This window comes from Paenibacillus plantarum (genome assembly GCF_013141695.1).
In the GTDB taxonomy this organism is placed as follows: Bacteria; Bacillota; Bacilli; order Paenibacillales; family NBRC-103111; genus Paenibacillus_E; species Paenibacillus_E plantarum.
The window spans coordinates 14291-35544 of sequence record NZ_WHNY01000082.1 but is presented as its reverse complement, the minus strand read 5'-3'; the positions used below and the strand labels follow the sequence as shown (position 1 = coordinate 35544).

Annotated in this window: 14 protein-coding genes; 13 read left to right on the top strand and 1 reads right to left on the bottom strand. The window is 46.5% G+C overall.

The annotated features are described in order from the left end of the window. Positions 1-8: 8 nt before the first annotated feature. From GC096_RS33430 to GC096_RS33375, 12 genes are all read left to right on the top strand, one after another. Positions 9-3194 (top strand): fibronectin type III domain-containing protein, encoded by a 3186-nt coding sequence (locus GC096_RS33430; RefSeq protein WP_171636624.1) that lies wholly within the window; start codon positions 9-11, stop codon positions 3192-3194. Between the two features lie 68 nt (positions 3195-3262). After that, entirely contained in the window at positions 3263-4210 is a 948-nt protein-coding gene (locus tag GC096_RS33425; RefSeq protein WP_171636622.1) for a sugar phosphate isomerase/epimerase family protein, read from the top strand. Positions 4211-4379: 169 nt separating this feature from the next. Further along, on the top strand, positions 4380-6140 hold the full coding sequence (locus GC096_RS33420; protein WP_171636620.1) for a sensor histidine kinase: 1761 nt from the start codon (positions 4380-4382) through the stop codon (positions 6138-6140). 1 nt (position 6141) lies between these two features. Next, on the top strand, positions 6142-7836 hold the full coding sequence (locus GC096_RS33415) for a response regulator transcription factor (protein WP_171636618.1): 1695 nt from the start codon (positions 6142-6144) through the stop codon (positions 7834-7836). After that, positions 7830-9515: an extracellular solute-binding protein gene (locus tag GC096_RS33410; protein ID WP_171636617.1), complete on the top strand. Its 1686-nt coding sequence runs from the start codon at positions 7830-7832 to the stop codon at positions 9513-9515. The genes GC096_RS33415 and GC096_RS33410 overlap by 7 nt, the downstream gene beginning before the upstream one ends. Before the next feature lie 172 nt (positions 9516-9687). Beyond that, positions 9688-11412: a type 2 periplasmic-binding domain-containing protein gene (locus GC096_RS33405; protein WP_171636615.1), complete on the top strand. Its 1725-nt coding sequence runs from the start codon at positions 9688-9690 to the stop codon at positions 11410-11412. A 68-nt stretch (positions 11413-11480) separates the two neighbouring features. Next, positions 11481-12380, top strand: coding sequence for an ABC transporter permease (locus GC096_RS33400; protein WP_171636607.1), 900 nt, complete (start codon positions 11481-11483; stop codon positions 12378-12380). A 29-nt stretch (positions 12381-12409) separates the two neighbouring features. Next, on the top strand, positions 12410-13294 hold the full coding sequence (locus GC096_RS33395) for a carbohydrate ABC transporter permease (protein WP_171636605.1): 885 nt from the start codon (positions 12410-12412) through the stop codon (positions 13292-13294). An 11-nt stretch (positions 13295-13305) separates the two neighbouring features. Then, entirely contained in the window at positions 13306-15063 is a 1758-nt protein-coding gene (locus GC096_RS33390) for an exo-alpha-sialidase (RefSeq protein WP_171636603.1), read from the top strand. A gap of 59 nt (positions 15064-15122) precedes the next feature. Next, positions 15123-16205 (top strand): glycoside hydrolase family 172 protein, encoded by a 1083-nt coding sequence (locus tag GC096_RS33385; RefSeq protein ID WP_171636602.1) that lies wholly within the window; start codon positions 15123-15125, stop codon positions 16203-16205. A 64-nt stretch (positions 16206-16269) separates the two neighbouring features. Further along, positions 16270-18279, top strand: a complete 2010-nt coding sequence (locus tag GC096_RS33380) for a beta-galactosidase (RefSeq protein ID WP_171636600.1) — start codon at positions 16270-16272, stop codon at positions 18277-18279. 300 nt (positions 18280-18579) lie between these two features. Next, the gene (locus tag GC096_RS33375) at positions 18580-19587 is read left to right on the top strand and encodes a phosphotransferase enzyme family protein (protein ID WP_246303146.1); all 1008 of its coding nucleotides are present in this window, start codon (positions 18580-18582) and stop codon (positions 19585-19587) included. A gap of 29 nt (positions 19588-19616) precedes the next feature. On the opposite strand, the gene GC096_RS33370 is transcribed toward GC096_RS33375, so the two are convergent. Beyond that, positions 19617-20321 (bottom strand): DUF421 domain-containing protein, encoded by a 705-nt coding sequence (locus tag GC096_RS33370; RefSeq protein WP_246303144.1) that lies wholly within the window; start codon positions 20319-20321, stop codon positions 19617-19619. Positions 20322-20472: 151 nt separating this feature from the next. Here GC096_RS33370 and GC096_RS33365 point away from each other — a divergent pair, with 151 nt between their 5' ends. After that, a complete protein-coding gene (locus tag GC096_RS33365) occupies positions 20473-21231 on the top strand; it encodes a polysaccharide deacetylase family protein (RefSeq protein ID WP_171636595.1) in 759 nt (252 codons plus the stop codon). Positions 21232-21254 lie beyond the last annotated feature (23 nt).

Here is a 21254-nt window from a genome sequence, read left to right as displayed (position 1 = left end):
GAACTGATGTGCGAAGGAAAAGTTCGACAATGCTATTGTTCCTTGTTTTTGTACTTGCGATTACGCCATTCTTAGGATCATCCAACTTTTTAGGTGGAGGCACAGCTTATGCAGCCGGGACCAAAATCGCGCTATCGACTTCGAATATCACGCTGGAAAGTGGAGGGGGCGATCCAACCACGCTCGTGGACGAGCAAAGTTTAGCAGGCGATCCGAGATTCGATGCCGCAAATGCCGGACAGCCGACGACCAAATGGATGCCAGGATTCCAAACCGGCCAAGCGCCAGCCTATGCTGTACTGGATCTAGGCCAGACCTATGATATTGACTCGATTTATGTATATGATCTGAACGGCAACTCCAATTTCGACGTGTATGCCGGCAGTACAGGGAACTGGTCGCTGTTGTTCACAGACCCGTTGACCTTTTACAATCACTGGAACGCGCACACCGTTTCGACGCAGACACGCTATTTGCGTATCATGACCAATAATGCGTATGTCGGTGAAATCGTTGTGTATGGTACACCGACTGTGACGGATAGCGTGGCACCTAAGCGGATTGACACGTTAACAGCCAGCTCACCTACGAGTAACAGCGTATCCTTGTCATGGACGGCTGTCGGCGACGACAATAACTCAGGCACAGCGACTTCCTATGATGTTCGTTACAATATGAGCTATATCTCGAGCACCAATTGGGCTACTTCAACCCAAGCGACAGGAGAACCAACGCCTGCAGCACCGGGGACGCCGCAATCCATGACGGTCACTGGTCTCAGTGCAGGGGTGACCTATTACTTTGCAATCAAAGCAGTTGATGATGTCGGTAACGTATCTTCCTTATCAACAATTGCGAGTGCTACAACGAATGTAAGCGCTTCAGATACGACTGCACCTGCGGACGTAACGAATTTGGCTGTCGGATCGCCAACAGGAAACTCGATGTCGTTAACATGGACGGCTCCTGGCGATGATGGGTCTACAGGAACCGCAACATCCTATGATATCCGATATAGTACCACTGCGATTACCAGCAGTAATTTCGCCTCCGCAGCTCAAGTGACGGGAGCTCCTGCTCCTGCATTGGCGGGTTCGAGCCAGTCGCTGGTTGTGAGCGGACTCAGTTCGAATACGTTATACTATTTTGCGATGAAGGCTAGTGATGAGGTACCGAATGCGTCAGGATTATCGAATGTCGTTAATGCTACGACGTCCTCGGCAGGTACGTCGCTGAAGATAACGTTGACGCCGGATATGCTGATTGACGAAAATGACCAACAGGATAAACTAGATAACCGCATATTTTCACAAGGATTGATCGATGAACAAGTGCTAGCTGGAGACCCAAGAGCAGGAACGAGTGGAGCTCCACAGAATGGCTGGTATTTCTTCCTTAATCAATATGCGGCACCGAACACAGGACAGTATTGGTGGTTGCCAGCCTCGGCCTATCTCGATTTTGGCCGCACATTCCATATTACGGATATTTATTTTTACGATGTGAACGCATCGTCGACAAACGGCTTTGTTGTCGATTCCGGAACGCCGTTCCATTGGTCGAATTTGTTTACCGACAACCTCGGAAGCTACAATGCATGGCGAGGTAAACAGGTCAATGTCGATACGCGTTATCTTCGTTTCGGCTTCGCTAACACAGGTGCCAATATCAACGAAATTGTCGTATACGGATACCCAGTAGGCACGCCGGATACGCCGCCATCGCCTACGGCACATACGAATCCTGCGATGGAAACGTTGATCGGTACCAACGCAGTGATCGATGATACGAATGCGCCAAATAACGATCTTAATATTTTTAAAACGATACGCGAGTACCACAATTGGAGCTGGGATGGGAATTCAACAGGCTCATACCCGTCGAGCAACAATTATCAGTTTAATCCGAGCTTCGCTGGAGGCGGCTGGAATTTCGATAACTTCTATTCAACGATGAAGTCAAACGGAAGCACAGTCAGTCCAGATTTTAAAGTCAGATCGAATAAGGGCGACGGTTTTCCGTCATGGATGTCAACCTTGTCAAGTTCATACAAAACACCAATTGCCGCTTTGGATAGCTATAGTTCAACAACACCGCAAGCTTACGGCCCGACAGCTGAACATTTATTTCAGTTTGCCGCCCGTTATGGTAGCAGCAGTGTTGCGTCTACTAAGTTGAAGCTCGCTTCGAATCAACCGGTGAGCACAGGACTCAACGCAGTGAACTATATGGAGGTTTGGAACGAAGAGAACGATGACTGGGATACGCGCAAATTCCGATTTATGCCATATGAGTATGCGGCTATGCTAAGTGCTGCTTACGACGGGCATCAAGGTACAATGGGTACAGGAGCCGGGATCAAAACGGCTGATCCCAATATGAAAGTTGTACTTGGCGGCATCGCCGGATACAACTTGAACTATGTGAACCTGATAAAATCGTGGGCGAACGAGTACCGCACTGATGGCAAATTTCCAGCCGACGTACTCAATTTCCACATCTACTGCCAAATTAACAATACGACCGGCATCAGTCCGGAGGCTTGCGGACTCCGGAATCAAACGGAAACGCTGACCGCTTATCGCGATACGTATATGCCAGGCAAGGAAGTGTGGATCAGTGAGTTCGGGTACGATACGAATCAGCAATCTGAATATAAAGCGCCGCCAATAGGCTCTTACACGGCTTATGAGGTTCAAGGACAGTGGCTCGTTCGTTCTTATCTAGCTCTTGCCGCTGCCGGCATTGATAAGGCGATGCAATTCCAATTCAAAGATGACTACAGCGATACGGCACCGGGCTCTAAATATGGCTCATCAGGTGTCGTAGGCAGAGCGCAGGATGGCTATCCACGCAAAACTTCGTGGTATTACGTGAATACCATGATTCAAACATTGACCGGCAAACGATTCCTGGCTGATCAAGCATCCGGTGATGCGAATGTCATGATCTATAAATTCAAAAGCACCACCGACAACAGTGGTATATATGCCATCTGGGCGCCAACGAGCAACGGCACGACCGTGAGCAGCTACCAACTGACACTGGCCGGCTCTCCAACAACGGCAAATCTTGTCTCCATGGTGGACGGCGATGCCGACGGCACAACATCGAGCTTAACGATCTCTGGCGGTAAGGTGACGGTGAACGTCAGCGAGCGTCCAATTTTTGTTAAGGTGAACGCAATCAACTAAGGTCAATGGGGGGATATGGGGCTAACCCTGTATCCCTCGACTTTTTAGGGAAGCAGGAGGAAAGGGATATGAAACGACAGCATATTGAAACAATTTCTGATCGGATTAAGGATCAATTTCTGCTATTGAAGAAGGAACAACCTGAACGGTTGGCAAGACGCCTCAATTTGTCGTGGAGCAATTGGGGCTTCGGCATGGAGTCGCTCCAAGAATCGGCCTTGCGGCTACAGCGGGCAGGCATTCGTTATATCGAGCTGCATGGCAATCATTATGGGCCAGATCTTGGTTACGATATCGAGAAAACGCTGGATATCCTCAGCGCACACGAGATCGCCGTGTCCGGTGTCTGCGGCATGTTCTCCCCGGATAACGATTTATCCAGCAACCGTGCATGGCAACGGCAAGCGGCCCTTTCGTATATTGAGCGTGAGTTAGCCTTTACATCCGCCGTCGGCGGTACTTACTTGCTCGTCGTACCTGGCGCAGTTGGCCGGCCTGTCCCTTACGACGCAATGGAGTTTGAACGAAGTGTAGAAACGCTGCGCATGGTTGCAGATCAATTCGTCACCTCTGGCATTCGCGCGGCGATCGAGCCGATTCGCTCAGATGAGGTTAGTTTTTGCCATACCATCCAAGATGCAAAGACATTTATTAATGCCATTAATCATCTCGGAATCAAGTATATTAATGGAGATGTCTATCATATGCAATCGCAAGAGCGTCATATCGGAGAAGCGATTTTAGAGGCGGGGGATGCTCTGATCAATTTACATGTAGCTGACAGCAATCGAGGGGCGCTAGGCGAAGCTTCCTTGGATTTGGATACGATCATCATGGCACTCTATGTGATTGGATTCAATGTTGAAAACCGATACGTGACACCGGAACCATTAGGGCCAGGAGGCAATCCGTATCGGGCTATGTACGGGCGCCCTGATCCTGCCGTGCTGAATCGACTAGTCATGCAAACGGCAGAATACTTTCGTGAACGGGAAGAGGCCGTTTTATCTATATAAAGTTCCGAAAACTGCGGCATCGCATGTGCCAGCGGTTTTTTTTTTATAAAAAGTAATGAAAAGATAAGTCAAAACGAAAAAGATATCTTTCTTGCAGGAGCTGTTGCGTGGATAATAGAAGTATAACCAACCAGTTATCCAATACGTCCGGTTTGAGGGGAGCATCAGGATGGATGGACGTCGTAAAACTTTCCAATATTCTATCTTTCCGAAATTGATTGTGGCTTTCCTTTTAGTCGTAGCACCACTGTATTTCCTTGGTATCGTGACCAATAAGCAGGCAGAATCAAGCGTCAGCAAAGAGCTTTCAGATTCCCTTGCATCTAGAGTGGACTTTTACTCAAATACGTTAAAGAACGAGAAATCCCACATTCTGACACTTCAACGGCAATACATCAACGATCGTGACTTACGGCAGTTGAGCTTTATTGGCGGCATTCTATCCTCATTTGAGTGGGCGGATACGGTGCTGAATATTCAAAACAAGCTGCAGCTGATTAAAAGCTCAAGTGTCTATATCGAAAATGTAAGCGCACACATACTGACACTTGGAAGAACAGTTTCCAGCAATAAGCCGTTGTCAGATCGCATCAGCGACGATTACGAAGCCGTGCGGCCAGTAAAGGAACGAGACAGTTCACATCTCATTTATTGGCAACATCGCTTATTTCTGAGCCTAGCGTTCCCAGATCCGCCACTGCCGGATAAAGAGCCGGCCTACTTGTTGTCCATCGAGCTTTCAGAAGACAAGCTTAAACACGTATTGGATCAAATATCCAACTATTCGCAATCCGGCGCAATGATGCTGGAACCCAAAGAAGGATGGTCCATCACCGGCGGAGAGGAAAATGAGGAGGTACTCCCTTATCTGAAAAGTTTATTTCAGCGGAAGTATACCCAAGGCATCCTTAGCGGTGTGGAATCCCAGACGATTGGCAGCCGATTTTATTTGGTCGCCTATCAATTTGTTCCGGAATTTGACAGCTATCTCAGCATCTATGTTCCAGAGCATCAAGTATTCGGGATACTAGATAAGAATCGAAAACTGTTCTGGATTTTGTCTGGTATCTCAGCCTTGATTATCGTGGTTTATTCCTATTGGACGTTTCGCCTCATCCATCGACCGCTGAATGTGTTAGTCCGCTCCTTTCGAAAAATCGAAGAGGGGCAGTTGGATACGATAACGCCCCCGCGAGGACACGATGAATTTTTTTACTTGTTCAATCATTTTAATGCCATGGTGCGGAAGCTGAACATCCTGATCCATCAAGTATATGAGGAGAAAATTCGATCTCAGAGCTCCGAGCTGAAGCAGCTGCAATCCCAGATCAATCCCCACTTCTTATATAACACTTACTTTATCTTGTATCGACTAGCGAAAGTTCAGGATCATGACGGCGTTATGCAGTTCAGCAAATATTTAGGACAATATTTCCAATACATTACACGGAACGCTTCGGATGAAGTTTCGTTGCGGGATGAAGTTGCACATTCACGGACGTATGTGGAAATTCAAAATATCCGATTCTCGAATCGGATAAACATCGACTTCGACGAGCTCCCGACAGATCTTGAGCTTGTTCCAGTTCCGCGACTTATCCTCCAGCCGATCCTTGAGAATGCCTATAAATACGGGCTAGAAGGAAAACTGGAAGGCGGTAAAATTTCTGTACACATCGAGAGTGAACATACCTGTATCCGAATCCTCGTGGAAGACAATGGCGATGAGCTTAGTCAAGAAACACTGGAACACCTACAGCTTCAGCTGGCAGAGAATCGCCACGATCGAGAATTCACCGGTCTGCTGAACGTTCATCGCCGTCTACAGTTAATGTACGGTGAAACCTTTGGCATTCAAGTCGCGCGTGGCAAGGAAGGTGGGCTTCAAGTCCACATGACGCTGAAGTCGAATAGAGAAGGGGGGATATAGCATGTATCGATTATTGATCGTGGACGATGAACCGTTGATTGCGGAGGGGCTTGTTGAGCTCTTTCAAAGCATGGACAATTTGGATCTAGACATTTATCGTGCACATCATGCTGCAGGAGCGCTAGCCATTACGACGCAGCTACGCATGGATATTGTGCTCACAGATATTGAAATGCCGAGAATGAACGGTATTGAGCTCGCTGCCGAGATTTCAAGACAATGGCCGAAATGCAGAACGATTTTCTTGACGGGCTATAACAATTTCTCGTATATCCAGTCCTCCATCCGAACTGGCGCCATCGATTATGTACTTAAAACAGAAGGCGACGAGCCTATCATCGCTGCTGTATCCAAAGCAATTGAACAGATCGCTGAGGAATGGAATTACGACCGCTTGATTGACAAAGCGGGATTGCAACTTGCTGCAGCACTACCTTCCTTGCGAAAAGATTATCTATTGGAGCTTCTACAAGGAGAGCCGACGTCACGGAAGACGCGGGAATCCGCGTTCAACGATTTGCAGGTTCCACTACAACCCGATCAATCCGTCTTGCTTATTGCTGGACGCGTGGACCAATGGAGAGGCGATCTGAAGCAGGGGGATAAAGCATTGTTTCACTTTTCAATCCATAATATTGCTGAAGAATATTTCTCCCACTCGTTCCAAAGTGTTCATGTGACCCTAGACCCGGAACGGTTCCTTTGGCTGATTCAGCCGAAATCCGCAATGGAGGGAGATGAGCAGCAAACAGTTCCTCTCCCGAATCTTTCCACCTATGTACTTGGACTCGTAGAAACCATTCAATCCTCATGCAAACAATATTTAAAACTGCAATGTTCGTTCGTTGTCAGCAGCGAACCTTGCGCCTGGGAGCAGCTTCCAGAACGGATGGAAAGGCTGAATCTAACGTTTATCCGAGGACTTGGCTTGGATACCGAAATGCTATTGACCGAACGTCCCTCAGTTGAGGATGGAACACAGGATGTTAGCATAAAGGTCAAGCGCATTCAACTGCTTGAGCAATATTTGGAGCATCGCGACCGTACGAAGTTTTTCCAGTTATATGAAGATGTCATGGCAGCCATTCAACCAAGCATGCAATCCGGTCTTGCGCTGGAAGTTCAGTATCGCTTGGGGGCGATTTTCATGTCTTACATGAATCGGAGCGGACAGCTGCAGTATTTTGCGGAAATATTGCCTTTAGGAAAGCTGTTCACGATGCGGGAGCTGGGGTCCTGGAGCGAGGTAACCCACTATTTTCGCAGCCTAGCTGAGGTGATTTTTGCTTCCAAGCAATCAGAAAATGATTATGAGTCCGATGAAATCGTACGTCGCGTGCATGAATATGTGAGTGCAAATTTGGATAAAGATTTATCGCTCAACCGGCTTGCAGATCTTGTCTTTTTGGCACCGTTTTATTTTTCACGTCTTTACAAGTCAAAAACCGGCACCAGCATTACCGATTACATTGCCGAGCTGCGGATTCAGAAAGCAAAGCAGCTATTGCTGGAAACTTCTCATAAAGTAGCAGATATCGGCGTTATGCTTGGCTACTTTTCGCCGCCGTATTTTACACGATTTTTCAAGAAAGCAACGCAGCTGACGCCGCAAGAATATCGGGATACAGTGAAAATGTCCCTCAGCGGAACAGCCGCACCTGATAACTCAACAACTAAGGGAGACGACGAATGGTAAATCGTTGGAGGAAAGTTGCCATCCTCGTGCTGACCATCGCGCTACTTGCAGCCTGTGACAAGAGCGGGGGTTCTACGACCAGTGAGACGGGAGATTCGAATCCAGAACATAAACGCATGTTAACCGCAAGCGGGAAATATGAGCCGCCTCTATCGCTGACCACTGTGCGCAAAACCATTGATGGCGTCAAATACCAGGAAGGAGACTCCATCGACAATAATATTTGGACCCGGTCGTTTCTAGAGCAATACGGAATCCAAGTGAAAAACAATTGGGTTATTGACGAATCTCAATATCAACAGAAAATAAACGTATCTATCGTCTCCTCCGACTTGCCTGATTTATTCATGGTCAACTCGCAGCAATTTCAATCGCTCATGAACAGCGGGCAGATCGCCGATCTCACTGATGTTTTCGATACCTATGCGTCCGACTTAACGAAGAAATTTGTTTCAGGGGGTGTGTTACGGCAGTCTTCCTCCAAAAAAGGGAGATTAATGGCGATCCCTGCGAATGGGGGAAGCTACGATGGCGCGCCTCTTCTGTGGATTCGTACTGATTGGCTGGCGAAGCTCGGCTTAAAGCCGCCGCAAACGATGGATGACGTCATATCTATCGCGAAAGTATTTACGGAGCAGGATCCTGATGGAAATGGTCGGAAAGATACGTTTGGCCTCAATTTAAATAAAAATTTATTTGACGGTTATTCCGGTTTGGAGGGGTTCTTCGGCGGCTATCATGCGTATCCGTATAATCCAACCAATGGCAGCGGTTCACAGACCATGTGGTTGACGGACAAAGAAGGCAATCTGGTATATGGCGGCATCCAACCCGAAGTAAAAACGGCACTCGGCAAGCTGCAGCAAATGTTTCGGTCCGGCTATATCAACCCCGAGTTTGCTGTACAGGATGGAACGAAAGCCTCGGAAGCCGAAACGTCGGGGAAGGTCGGCATGCATTTTGGGGCACATTGGAATGCGAACTGGCCATTAATCAATACGCAAAAGCTTGACCCGAAAGCGGACTGGGGGGTATATCCACTCGTATCCGCCGATGGCGATCCAGCCAGACCAATTATTGCGAATGTTGCGCCATCCGACTTTTTTGTCGTCAATCGGAATTTCGAGCATCCAGAAGCCGTAATCTTTATGCTCAATTTTTATCTGGAAAAGATTTATGGGAGAACTGCTGATGAGCAATTTCATATTGTTACGGATGGTCGTGATATTTACAATGTTTTCACCTCTTCACCCATTAAAGGGGGCATGGCAGAAAATAACCAGGAAGCACATGAAGCCGTCATTTCTGCGTTGAAGTCAAACAACCCTTCCCGATTAAATCTTGAACAAAGGGGATATTATGACAGCATTCTAAAATATAACAGTGGAGATAAAGGTCAGTGGTGGGTGATGAAGGATTTCGGGGAAAACGGGGCATTCTCTGTTTATGGGCAATATAAGAAGAGTAACGCATTTATGGTGAATGCCTTCTATGGACCGCCGACGCCGACAATGATCGAACGGGGATCCACACTCCGGGATTTGGAGACCGTTATGTTGACCAAGGTGATCATGGGAGAGCCACTTGATTTATTCGATAAGTTTGTTCGTGATTGGAAGTCACAGGGCGGTAATCAGATCACTACGGAAGTCAACGCGTGGAAAACTAGTGTAAAATAATAGAAGGAACCAGGTGATGAAAGCAATCGCCTGGTTTTTTATTTTTCTATGTTTGTATCAAACAAAGACATGAGAGGATAAGCGATAACCAATCTTCAATATTTTAATCCCTTCCTCCGAACCGCATAATAAAAGTGTAGCAATTAGATTGAATTAGATGGAGGGGTAGACAATGAGAGGCAAACGCTTTAAAGTGCTTTCGCTCTTAACGCTTTCGCTGCTAATGGCGACCATGGCGGCATGCTCCAAGGATACGGTAGAAACAGTGGCTACAAACGTACCTTCAGGTGCGCCATCCAGCGCACCTTCGGGTCAACCAGCAACGACAGAAGGACCGAACGGGCAATATTCGCCGCCGATTACAATGTCGACCGTAAGGTCAACAAACCCTTCGGCCGTGTATCCAGCAGGTGACAGCGTCGACAACAATATTTGGTATCGCGAATACGCTAGCACATTGGGCATTAAGCTTGTCAACAAATGGATTACATCTGACACGCAATATGCCAACAAAATTACCGTGTCGATGGTGGCGAACGACTTGCCTGATTTCTTTCAAGTAGACGCCCAGCAGCTTCAGATTTTGGCAAGCGCAGGTCAAATCGCAGATCTATCCTCAGCATATGAGAAGTATGCTTCGCCATTATCCAAACGCGTTTATGAGCAATCAGACGGCATCACAAAAAAAGCCGGAACCTTCAACGGCAAGTTCCTTGGGCTTGCTATGAACGGTGGTGTTCAAAGCGATATGCAGATGATTTATATCCGAAAGGACTGGTTGGATAAGCTGAAGCTATCCCCGCCGAAAACGATGGATGATGTCATCCAAATCGCCCTAGCCTTTGCGAATAACGATCCCGATGGGAATGGGAAAAAGGATACGTTTGGCTTAAGCCTCGACTACAACTTGTGGAATGGCTGGTCGGGCCTCGACGGATTTTTCAATGGCTACCATGCCTATCCGTACAACCCGACCAAGGGAGCCGGCACACAGTTGATGTTCTTAAAAGGTTCGGACGGCAAGCCTGTCCTTGCGGACACGATGCCGGAAGTGAAGACAGCGCTTGGCAAGCTGCAGGAGCTATACAAAGCCGGGGCGATTAATCCGGAATTCAGTACAATTGATGGGAACAAGTCGGCAACGCTTGCAACTTCCGGCAAAGTGGGGATGACCTTCGGCGCGACGTTCGTGCCTTCCTGGCCGGTCAACAACATGAAGAAGGACGATCCTAAAGTAGATTGGCAGGCGTACCCGCTCGTATCTGCCGACAGCAGTCCAATTATGGTACAGAGCATGTCTGCTATGCCAAGCCAGTTCATTGTGGTTAACAAAAACAGCCAACATCCAGAAGCGGTGTTCAAAATGCTCAATTTATATATGGAAAAGCTGTACGGGTCGAACCCCGATGAAAAGTATCATGCTCAGGTCGAAAATGGGAAAACGATTAACATCCAAAATTTCTCGCCGATCCGTGGCGGCTACGCGGATACGAACTTGAATGATGGAGCAGCCGTTCGTGAAGCTCTTAAATCTAGTGATGCTTCTAAGCTGTCGACGGCAGCAAAAACGTATTACGACAAAATTAAGTTGTTCCAGAACGGGGACATGACGCAATGGTGGCAGAATGCGACGTGGGGCCCTGGCGGTGCATATGAGATTCTTGGCAGTTATATCAAGGACAAAAAGGTCGTCACCTCCCAATATTATGGGCAGCCAACACCTACCATGATCGCGAAGGGACCTGCGCTGCGAGACTTAGAAGCAACGACATTTACTAAAATTATTATGGGGTCACTCCCTGTGGATGCATTCGATACTGAGTTTGTTGCCAAATGGAAAAGCCAAGGAGGCAACGACATTCTGACAGAAGTGGCTACTAGCGGAAGCTTTAATTAATGGAATGAAGGGTGGGATGGAGGCGATCCGTTTCTGTCCCCTCTAAATGTTTCATAGGAGGAACAAGGATGTTTCGAAAAAAATGGCGTGCTGAACTGCCGATGCATGTAATGATCTGGCCGGGGCTCATCCTAGTTTTGATTTTTTGCTACACGCCTATGGTAGGACTCGTCATTGGCTTCCAAGATTTCTTACCGACGAAAGGTCTGTTCGGTTCGCCATGGGTGGGATTCAAACATTTTAGCTATGTCTACAGCTTGCCGCAAACGTTCAGTGTCATCCGCAATACCGTTTTTATCGCCGTGATGAAGCTTATCGCAGGTCTAGTCGCTCCGATTGTAACAGCGCTTTTACTTAACGAGATTCGGCGGCGTTGGTTTAAACGCACAATTCAAACCATTATTTACATGCCGCACTTTTTAAGTTGGGTGTTGTTGTCCGGCATTCTTATCGATGTTTTGTCTCCCAACACCGGTATCCTGAATCAAGCGCTTGGCTCATTTGGTATAAATCCGATTTATTTTCTTGGGAATGATCGTTGGTTCCCTTATATGCTCGTCATTACGAACGAGTGGAAGGAATTCGGCTTCGGTACCATCGTTTACTTGGCGGCACTAACTGGCATCAATCCAGCATTGTACGAGGCGGCCGTCATTGATGGAGCAAGCCGCCTGCAGCAAACACGATACATCACACTGCCGGGTATGACGCCGATCATTGTGCTGATGCTCACACTTAGTCTCGGGAATGTCCTGAATGCAGGGTTCGACCAAGTATTTAACCTGTACAGTCCGACCGTGTATTCGACAGGCGACATTCTGGATACGTATGTGTACCGCCTTGCACTAATTAATGCCCAGTTCAGCGTCGCGACAGCGGTAGGTATCTTCAAATCAGTTATCTCTTTCTGTATGATTTCGATCTCCTATCTCATCGCTTATCGAGTCGCCAATTATCGTATTTTCTAGAAAGTCTGGCCAAAAAGGAGGACATTACTTTGGTCGAACAACGAACATGGCGGCATTCGCTATCCTTGATACTTATTCATCTCTTCCTCGCCTTGCTGGCGCTGCTTTGTATCCTTCCGCTTGTGAATGTACTGGCGGTTTCATTTAGTTCGATTAAAGCCATTCAATCGATGCAAGTTTCACTTTGGCCGGTTGAGTTCACGATAAAGGCTTATCGTTTCGTTGCTGGGAATGATGCATTTATTCGGTCAATCGGCGTATCCTTCGAACGCGTCCTGTTGGGAACCGCCATCAATATGCTGCTTATTGTTTTAACTTCGTACCCACTCTCGAAAGAGAAGGAACAGTTTCGGTTTCGAACGGGATACGCCTGGATTTTCGTCTTCACAATGTTATTCTCTGGCGGGCTCGTCCCAACTTATCTTGTCGTCAAACAATTGGGTCTTATGGATTCGATATGGGCGCTCGTCCTTCCTGGTGCTGTACCTGTGTTTAATGTGATCTTGCTGCTGAACTTCATGCGTTCCTTACCCAAAGAGTTGATGGAGGCCGGTCTTATTGATGGTGCTGGCCATTGGACGCTGCTCAGAAGGATCGTAGTACCCTTATCACTTCCGGCGCTTGCAACGGTAGGGCTGTTCGTTATCGTTGGACATTGGAATGAATGGTTTGCTGGATTGATCTACATGAATAACCCTCAGCACTATCCGCTCGCCAGCTATTTGCAAACCGTTGTAGTCAGGCGCGACTACTCACAAATGGACCCCACAGAGCTAGCCATCTTGTCACAACTAGATGATAGGGCTGTGCATGCGGCGCAAATTTTTCTGGGCGCGCTTCCGATTTTTTGCGTGTATCCGTTCTTACAGCGTTACTTTCTTACCGGTATCGTAATGGGGAGCGTTAAAGAATAAGGAGAGTTGACATGAAACAGACAGACTGGAGAAACATAGCAACCGGCGTCGAGCTTCCCAAAGAAGGATACTGTGATCAGCCATATACGGTTATCACCCATGACGGAAACTGGCTGTGCGTCATGACGACAGGGAAAGGGGAAGAAGGTGACAACGATCAGCACATTGTCGCGACAATTAGTAACGATCAGGGGCTAACCTGGTCGCCGCTGATCGAGATCGAGCCGCCTGGTCCACCGGAGTCGTCTTGGGTGACGCCGCTGCTTGCGCCCAGCGGTCGCGTTTACGTGTTTTATACGTACAACAAAGATAATTTACGGGAAGTGAAAACCCGATATTCCTGGCTCCATAAACGTGTGGATACATTGGGCGAATTCGCCTTTAAATATTCGGATGATCACGGGAGAACGTGGTCGAAGCAACGTTTTTCGATTCCAGTGCGCCACTTTCAGATCGACCGGATGAATCCGTACGAAGGAGAGGTCCGATTCTTCTGGAGCGTGTGCAAGCCAATTGTGCATAAAGGAGCGGTGTACATTGGCCTTGCGAAGGTTGGCAGCTTCGGAGATGGCTTCATGGAATCGTCAGAAGGCGCGTTCGTGCGCAGTGACAATCTGTTAAGGGAAAACGACCCGGCACGTGTACAGTGGGAAACATTGCCGGACGGAGAGACCGGATTGCGTGCTCCGCAGAGTGCCGTAGCAGATGAGCATAATCTTGTGAGCTTGAGCGATGGCAGTCTATATTGCATCTATCGAACGACGGAAGGATATAGCTGCCACGCCTATAGCAGGGACGACGGCCACACGTGGACGCCGCCTGAACATACCGTTTATGCCCCTGGCGGTCCCAAAATCAAGCATCCACGAGCAGCGACTTTCGTGCGCAAATTCAGCAATGGACATTATGTACTGTGGTTTCATCATCACGGCATGAACTGGGCGCCAATGTTAACTTCAAACAACCAGTTTCTTCCTTATGCCGACCGCAATCCTGTTTGGCTGAGCGGAGGCCGTGAGAGGAATGGGTATATCCATTGGTCGCAGCCGGAGATCATCCTATATGACGAAGATCCACAGACACGGATCAGCTATCCGGATTTTATTGAAGCGAATGGTCGCTATTATATTACTGAAACGCAAAAAAGCCTTGCACGCATCCACGAAATCGACGCTTCTCTGCTGGATGGATTGTGGAATCAACAAGATCTTCGAACAATCGCAAGCGCGGGGCTTTCATTTACGTTGGATGCATCGATAGAAGATGAAGGGGCGGAACGCAACTTACTGCTTCCAGATTTAGGCGACTTATGTAATGGCACAGGCTTTTCGATCGATCTGTGGGTAGATTTCGCGGAAATAAGCCCAAGGACGATTATCGATACGCGCGGAACTAACGGCATTGGCTTCGCGCTCGCGAGTACACAATCAGGAACTGTTCAGTTGGTTATGAATGATGGAAGGACGGAGTCCTCATGGAGCTCTGATAGGAACTTGCTGCAGCCGCATTCCCTTCACCATGTTGTTATTACCGTCGACGGAGGACCCAAATTGATCTCGTTCGTGATTGATGGCCGGCTTTGTGACGGTGGGAGTGATCGGCAATTCGGATTCGGCCGATTTAACCGCGATATGAGAAACGTAACAGGAAGCTGTCAGATTCACATTGATTCGGAAATGAGAAAAGTGGTTCGTTCCTTGCGAATCTACAATCGTTGCCTCCGCACTTCTGAGGCTGTTGGACATTTTCGAGCGGGGCTTCAGGACTGAGGAGGAACTAGGCAATGGAAAAGCAATGGAAGACTATATAAAAGGAAAGGAAATTGCCTATGCATGCATGTCATGGACTTATGTTAGGACTCGGCAATCTGCCGCTTGTCTCGAAAGCCAAGTCAAGATCGATCAGCGCTGAGAACTTCACTGGCGCCAAAGGGATGGCAGGAATGGCCACGGAGGGGACTGGCGCTAATGCCGCAAGGGAACTCGGCGTTGGTTGGAAGGTGTCTCCCTCAGTAAGCATTCCTGCTGGAAATACGATAAGCCTCGGGGACATAGATGGACCAGGCGCCATTCAGCATGTGTGGCTGACTTGTCATCCCAAATTTTGGCGCAGCCTCATTGTACGTATGCATTGGGATCATGAAGAAGCGCCGTCAATCGAAGTGCCTGTTGGTGATTTCTTTTGCAATGGGTGGTGTGAGCGAAGCAATGTGAATTCCTTGCCCATTGCCGTCAATCCGGCGGGTGGGATGAATAGCTACTGGGTCATGCCATTTCGCCAACATGCCACAATTACAATCGAGAACACTTCATGCGAAGCAGCCATTTTATATTATCAAATCGATTACACGTTAACGGACGTTCCAGCTGACGCTGCTTATTTACATGCGCAGTGGCGACGAAGCCATCCACTCGCTTACAAAGATGTTCATGTGATCCTGGATGGTGTTAAAGGCCAAGGTCATTATATCGGAACCTATCTCGCTTGGCAGTCGAATAGCACAGGCTGGTGGGGAGAAGGTGAAATCAAATTTTATCTTGATGGAGATGAGGAGTTCCCGACGATATGTGGAACCGGCACGGAAGACTATTTTGGCGGCGCCTGGAATTTCGAGCAGCCGCAAGGCGAATATGGCACTTACTCGACGGCTTTTCTCGGTATGCATCAAGTAATTAAACCGGATGGTCTCTATCGGAGTCAACAGCGATTCGGCATGTACCGTTGGCATATTATGGATCCAATCCGGTTCGAGGACCAATTGAGGGTCACCATTCAAGCTTTGGGTTGGCGCTCTGGCGGTCGTTATTTACCCTTGCAGGACGATATTGCTTCCGTTGCGATCTGGTATCAAACAGAACCTCACGCAGTATTTCCAACATTACCGAGCCGCGATGTGCTTGAAGTGATCTAATAGTTACACCTATGGCTGAAAAGGAAGGGATTACATTTGCCTGAGGAAGAAGGAGCTGTTCGCGATGGACCGTTTACGCTATGGCGTAGCATATTATGACGAATATATGCCATACGATAGACTGGAACAGGATATTCAAATGATGAAGGAAGCCGGTATCAACGTCGTACGAATCGCGGAATCGACTTGGAGCACAATGGAGCCGCAGAATGGTGTCTTCGACTTTCGCTCCGTCGATCGGGTACTGACCGCGATGCATAAGGCCGGCATCCAGGTGATCGTGGGCACGCCAACGTATGCCGTACCTACCTGGATGGTGAAACTGCATCCCGATATTCTAGCCGTGACACCGCAAGGACCAGGCAAGTACGGTACTCGGCAGAACATGGATATTACCCATCCAGCCTATCTTTATTACGCGGAACGGATGATTCGCAAACTGATCGCTCACGTCAAGGATCATCCTGCGGTCATCGGCTTTCAGACGGATAATGAGACGAAGCATTACCGAACAGTTGGACCGAATGTGCAGCTTCAATTTCTTAAATACATGCGAGATCGATACGTCACGCTTGAAGCTGTGAATCGAATCTTTGGATTAGATTATTGGAGTAATCGCATAAACGCTTGGGAGGATTTTCCTTCGATGGAAGGGACGATTAATGCAAGCCTCGGAGCAGAATTCGCGAAATTCACTCGCAAGCTTGTGAGTGATTTCCTCAGCTGGCAGGTGTCCATCGTGAACGAATTTAAGCGCCAAGATCAGTTTGTGACACATAATTTTGATTTTGATTGGCGTGGGCATTCCTACGGCATGCAGCCAGAGGTAGATCATTTTGATGCGTCAATTCCGTTTGAGATAGCCGGCGTCGACATCTACCATCCATCCCAAGATGAGCTCACGGGGATCGAGATATCGTTCGGCGGTGACATCGCTCGTTCCCTGAAGATGAACAACTACTTTGTGCTTGAAACGCAAGCCCAGGCATTCCCGCATTGGACGCCCTATCCGGGGCAACTTCGTCAACAGGCATTCAGTCATTTGGCCTCAGGAGCGAATATGGTCTCTTACTGGCATTGGCACTCCATCCACAACTCGGCGGAAACGTATTGGAAAGGGTTGCTTAGTCACGATTTTCAACCCAATCCTGTTTACATGGAGGCAAAGTCAATTGGACGAGATTTTGCTCGATTATCGCCGAAACTCACTAATTTGAAAAAGTTAAATCAAGTAGCTTTGTTGCTGAGCAACGAATCGCTTACGGCGTTAGAGTGGTTCCCGCTTCCGGGCGGTCAAATCAAATATAACGACATCGTACGACTTATCTACGATGAGTTATATAAGCTAAACATAGAATGTGACGTATTGCCGCCTTCAGTTAGTCAAGAAAAACTTGCTGCATACAAGCTTATTCTTGTTCCGGCGTTGTACTGTGCGCCAGATGAACTTCTTCATAGGCTGAACGCGTTTGTTCACGCAGGTGGCAACGTTCTGTACACGTTCAAAAGCGGCTTTTCGGACGAGAATGTGAAAGTCAGAACCTCACAACAGCCCGGCATCATCCAAGCTGCTTGCGGGATTGGCTACAGTATGTTCGTTGAGCCGACAAACGTCAAATTGAAGGATGACCCTTTTGAAGTAGGGGAAGAGGGGAATCGTGTGGAGGTTTGGATGGAACTCATCCAGCCTACAACAGCTAAGGTTTTGGCTTACTACGACCATCCACATTGGGGTAAGTATGCAGCAGTTACTCAAAACAATTACGGATTCGGAAAAGCAACCTACATGGGCTGTTTGCTGAAGCCGGCGGCAGTCAGTCGATTACTCGAGATCCTATTACAGGAAACCAGTTTGCTCCGTGATGATATGAAACAAGAACGTTTTCCAATCATAGTGAAGTCTGGTGTAAATACGAGTGGAAATAGAATTTTATATTTTTTTAACTATTCCAGCGATTATATGACTATGACCTATATGCATACACCTGGAAAAGAATTGCAAAGCGAACGAACGGTAGAGACTGGGGAACAGCTGGAGCTCGATCCTTGGGGTGTATCTATCATTGAAGTGTAAAACGATTCCAGGAAACCTTGTCTGAGGATCCAAGGGGAGATGAATTGCAAAAACAGATAACAAATCGCGAGTTCCTACTGTCTATCTCATGACAGTTAATAAGATTGTTTATAATGCAAAGGCATAACAATAGGCTCGTGTTGGATAAAACCAATACGAGCCTATTGTTGTTATGTAAGAAATGATTTGACGAATACTCTACCTATAAATGATGCAATATTCACTTTATACTGATGCTAGGAAAGAATTATAGAACAGAGCTATCCATGATATTGAGTATCAAAACCGGAGGGGTTGTTCATGTTGTTTCAACTGGAATCAGATGAAGATATCGAGAAAGTACTTATGCAATATAAGCAAGCGGCTTTGAATGCAATTCAAAATTATGATGTAAATTGGGAACTGATTCGGTTTAATCAACTATCAGACACATGTACTTTCGTTCTCGAAACAAGTAAGAATGAATCTTTTTTACTTCGAATCCACTCTGAAATGAGCAACGAAGAAATAAACTCTGAATTACTCTTGCTTGAAGCACTACATGAAAAAATTGATTTTGTTATCCCAAAGGCTATTCTGAATCGTTACGGTTCCAGAACCATAGAAATCCAACTAGAAAATGGTTTCCGTTGTAATGCCTCATTAATGAGTTGGGTAGAGGGTGAGCATTCCAAAGGAGGACTTACTGATGATCAAATATACAGAGAGGGAGTTCTCTTGGCAAAACTTCATCAAGCATCACAGGATTTTGAGCTGACTACAAACTTCAAACGTCCTACTTGGGGCGAGCATAGTTTTAGGCAAGCGATTACTCGTTTAACGAGATATTACAATCGATTCTTGAGTGAAACTGAATACAACTTGTATGTATCAGCCGCTGAGCAAATCTCCTCATGGATAGTTATGCTTCATAAAGATAGAAATAGTCATGGGCTTATTCATGGTGATCTTCATCAAGGAAATATTGTATTTCATAATGGGGAACCCCGTCCGATCGATTTTGGAAGATGTGGGTTTGGATACTTCCTTTATGATATCGCACATACAATTCTAGGACTCTATCCCGCACAAAGAGAGTTAGTCATCAAGGGGTATGAGAGTATTAGGAAACTTGAAGGTAATTGGTATACAGCGTTGGAAGGGTTTGCGGTGATGGTAATGATTGAAAATTATTGTCACCATGCCCCTGATCCTAGGGAAACCGCGGGACTGAAAGCAGAACAACCATACGCCCTAGCTATTATAAACAATTACTTAAATGGAGAGCCCTTTCTATTTAATTCTATTGAAGTTAAAAATGATAAATAGTAAAACAAAATCAGGAAAACCTTTGACGATTACTCCTGATCAATTGGATGCCGGATTTGATCCTGATATAGATCAATAAATAGTTTACCTTGCGTTCCTCTAATAGCGTAACAGACTTCTTCTGCTGTAACGCCGCGCTGCTGTAGCTGCTTTGAAAGCCATTCTTTCGATAAACCAATCTGCTGTAAATTATCTGCCATAATCTTTCCGTCCATAACTAGTTCAACAGGAAACTGGATCTTTGTTGTGTTTGACAAATGCAAATCCTTTAGTATAAGGGGACGATATTCTGGCTTTTTGAGTACCGATAGTTTGCCGTTAAGCTCTAAGATGGCATATTGTACTTCTTCGATATCAAAAATGTCCTTTTCTCGCAATTCTTGATTTAAAGTGTCGAGTGTAAATTGAATTTTTCTTAAGTTTTGTTCCAAAATTTTGCCATTTTCGATCACTACTGTCGGTTTTCCGGCAAACCATTTTCTAATTTTGCGGCTCTTCATGGAAATAACAGAAATGAGATAGGCTATGCCACTGAAGATCAAAAAAGAAGTAATAAGATTCCAAGTCTTCAAGTGAGTATTAAAGGCTAAATTACCGATTATGGCACCCAGTGTGATTGAAGCGACAAAATCATTGTAAGTCATTCGCGCTATCGTGTGTTTTCCGAGAACTCGCGTGATTAACATAATAAGAACGAAAGCAACCACGGTCCGGAGAATTGTTTCCAACAACATATCAACTATCCTCCCATGCTCATATGAGTACGTTGTTATTTTTTTCATTTCCTAGAAAAAAATACATGAGGACAATAGGCCATTTAATGGAAGATTAGACAACTTACTGATCAATCATACTAGGATCAAATCCTTTTAAGGAGATGTATCCATGTATAAGAAACTTTTTGAATTCAAGGCGATTGTAGCTTTTCTTATTTTAGCAACGCTTACTTGTTGTCAGTATCCAACGGATCACGCAATTTATGTTTCTCATCCTGTTTTAAGTGATCCACAAAGGCCCAAAAATGCCTATTTGACCTTTGATGACGGGCCTTCCGAGAATACAGAACGAATCTTACATATTCTACGCAAATATAACGTTCATGCAACATTTTTTGTGATCGGAAATTCATCTTCCGAGGGAAAACGGCTATATCGACTAATCCATGCAGATGGACATGTCATTGGTAACCATACATATACACATAACTATCATTCTCTTTATGAATCCGTTCAGGCGTTCTCCAAAGATACAGAGCGGCTCGAAAGACTGTTGGAGCAAACGATCGGTGTAAGGTCAAGCTTGCTCCGTTATCCAGGTGGGTCTAATAATCTTGTTAGCCGGCATTTCGGGGGCCCAAATATTATGCCGCGCATAATTAACGAAATGAGTAGGGAGGGCTACGATTATATGGATTGGAATGTGAGTTCCACCGATGCAGCTAGGACCGTTCAGCCAAAGAATGAAATCATCGATGCTGTACTAAGTGCTTGTAAAAATAAGAAAGAAGCTATTATATTAATGCACGATGTCAAAGTGAAAACAACAACCGTCGAGGCTTTACCTACGATCATTGAAGGTTTGCTTAAGCAAGGATTTCAATTTAAAGTGTTAAGTAAAGACTCTTTTCATTATCATTTTCAGTAGAGTTAACTTATCCCTTGAATTGT

Coding starts and splice junctions, on each gene's coding strand:
- GC096_RS33425 (WP_171636622.1), top strand. CDS start 3,263: ATGAAACGACAGCATATTGAAACAATTTCTGATCGGATTAAGGATCAA.
- GC096_RS33420 (WP_171636620.1), top strand. CDS start 4,380: ATGGATGGACGTCGTAAAACTTTCCAATATTCTATCTTTCCGAAATTG.
- GC096_RS33415 (WP_171636618.1), top strand. CDS start 6,142: ATGTATCGATTATTGATCGTGGACGATGAACCGTTGATTGCGGAGGGG.
- GC096_RS33410 (WP_171636617.1), top strand. CDS start 7,830: ATGGTAAATCGTTGGAGGAAAGTTGCCATCCTCGTGCTGACCATCGCG.
- GC096_RS33405 (WP_171636615.1), top strand. CDS start 9,688: ATGAGAGGCAAACGCTTTAAAGTGCTTTCGCTCTTAACGCTTTCGCTG.
- GC096_RS33400 (WP_171636607.1), top strand. CDS start 11,481: ATGTTTCGAAAAAAATGGCGTGCTGAACTGCCGATGCATGTAATGATC.
- GC096_RS33390 (WP_171636603.1), top strand. CDS start 13,306: ATGAAACAGACAGACTGGAGAAACATAGCAACCGGCGTCGAGCTTCCC.
- GC096_RS33385 (WP_171636602.1), top strand. CDS start 15,123: ATGCATGCATGTCATGGACTTATGTTAGGACTCGGCAATCTGCCGCTT.
- GC096_RS33380 (WP_171636600.1), top strand. CDS start 16,270: ATGGACCGTTTACGCTATGGCGTAGCATATTATGACGAATATATGCCA.
- GC096_RS33375 (WP_246303146.1), top strand. CDS start 18,580: ATGTTGTTTCAACTGGAATCAGATGAAGATATCGAGAAAGTACTTATG.
- GC096_RS33370 (WP_246303144.1), bottom strand. CDS start 20,321: ATGTTGTTGGAAACAATTCTCCGGACCGTGGTTGCTTTCGTTCTTATT.
- GC096_RS33365 (WP_171636595.1), top strand. CDS start 20,473: ATGTATAAGAAACTTTTTGAATTCAAGGCGATTGTAGCTTTTCTTATT.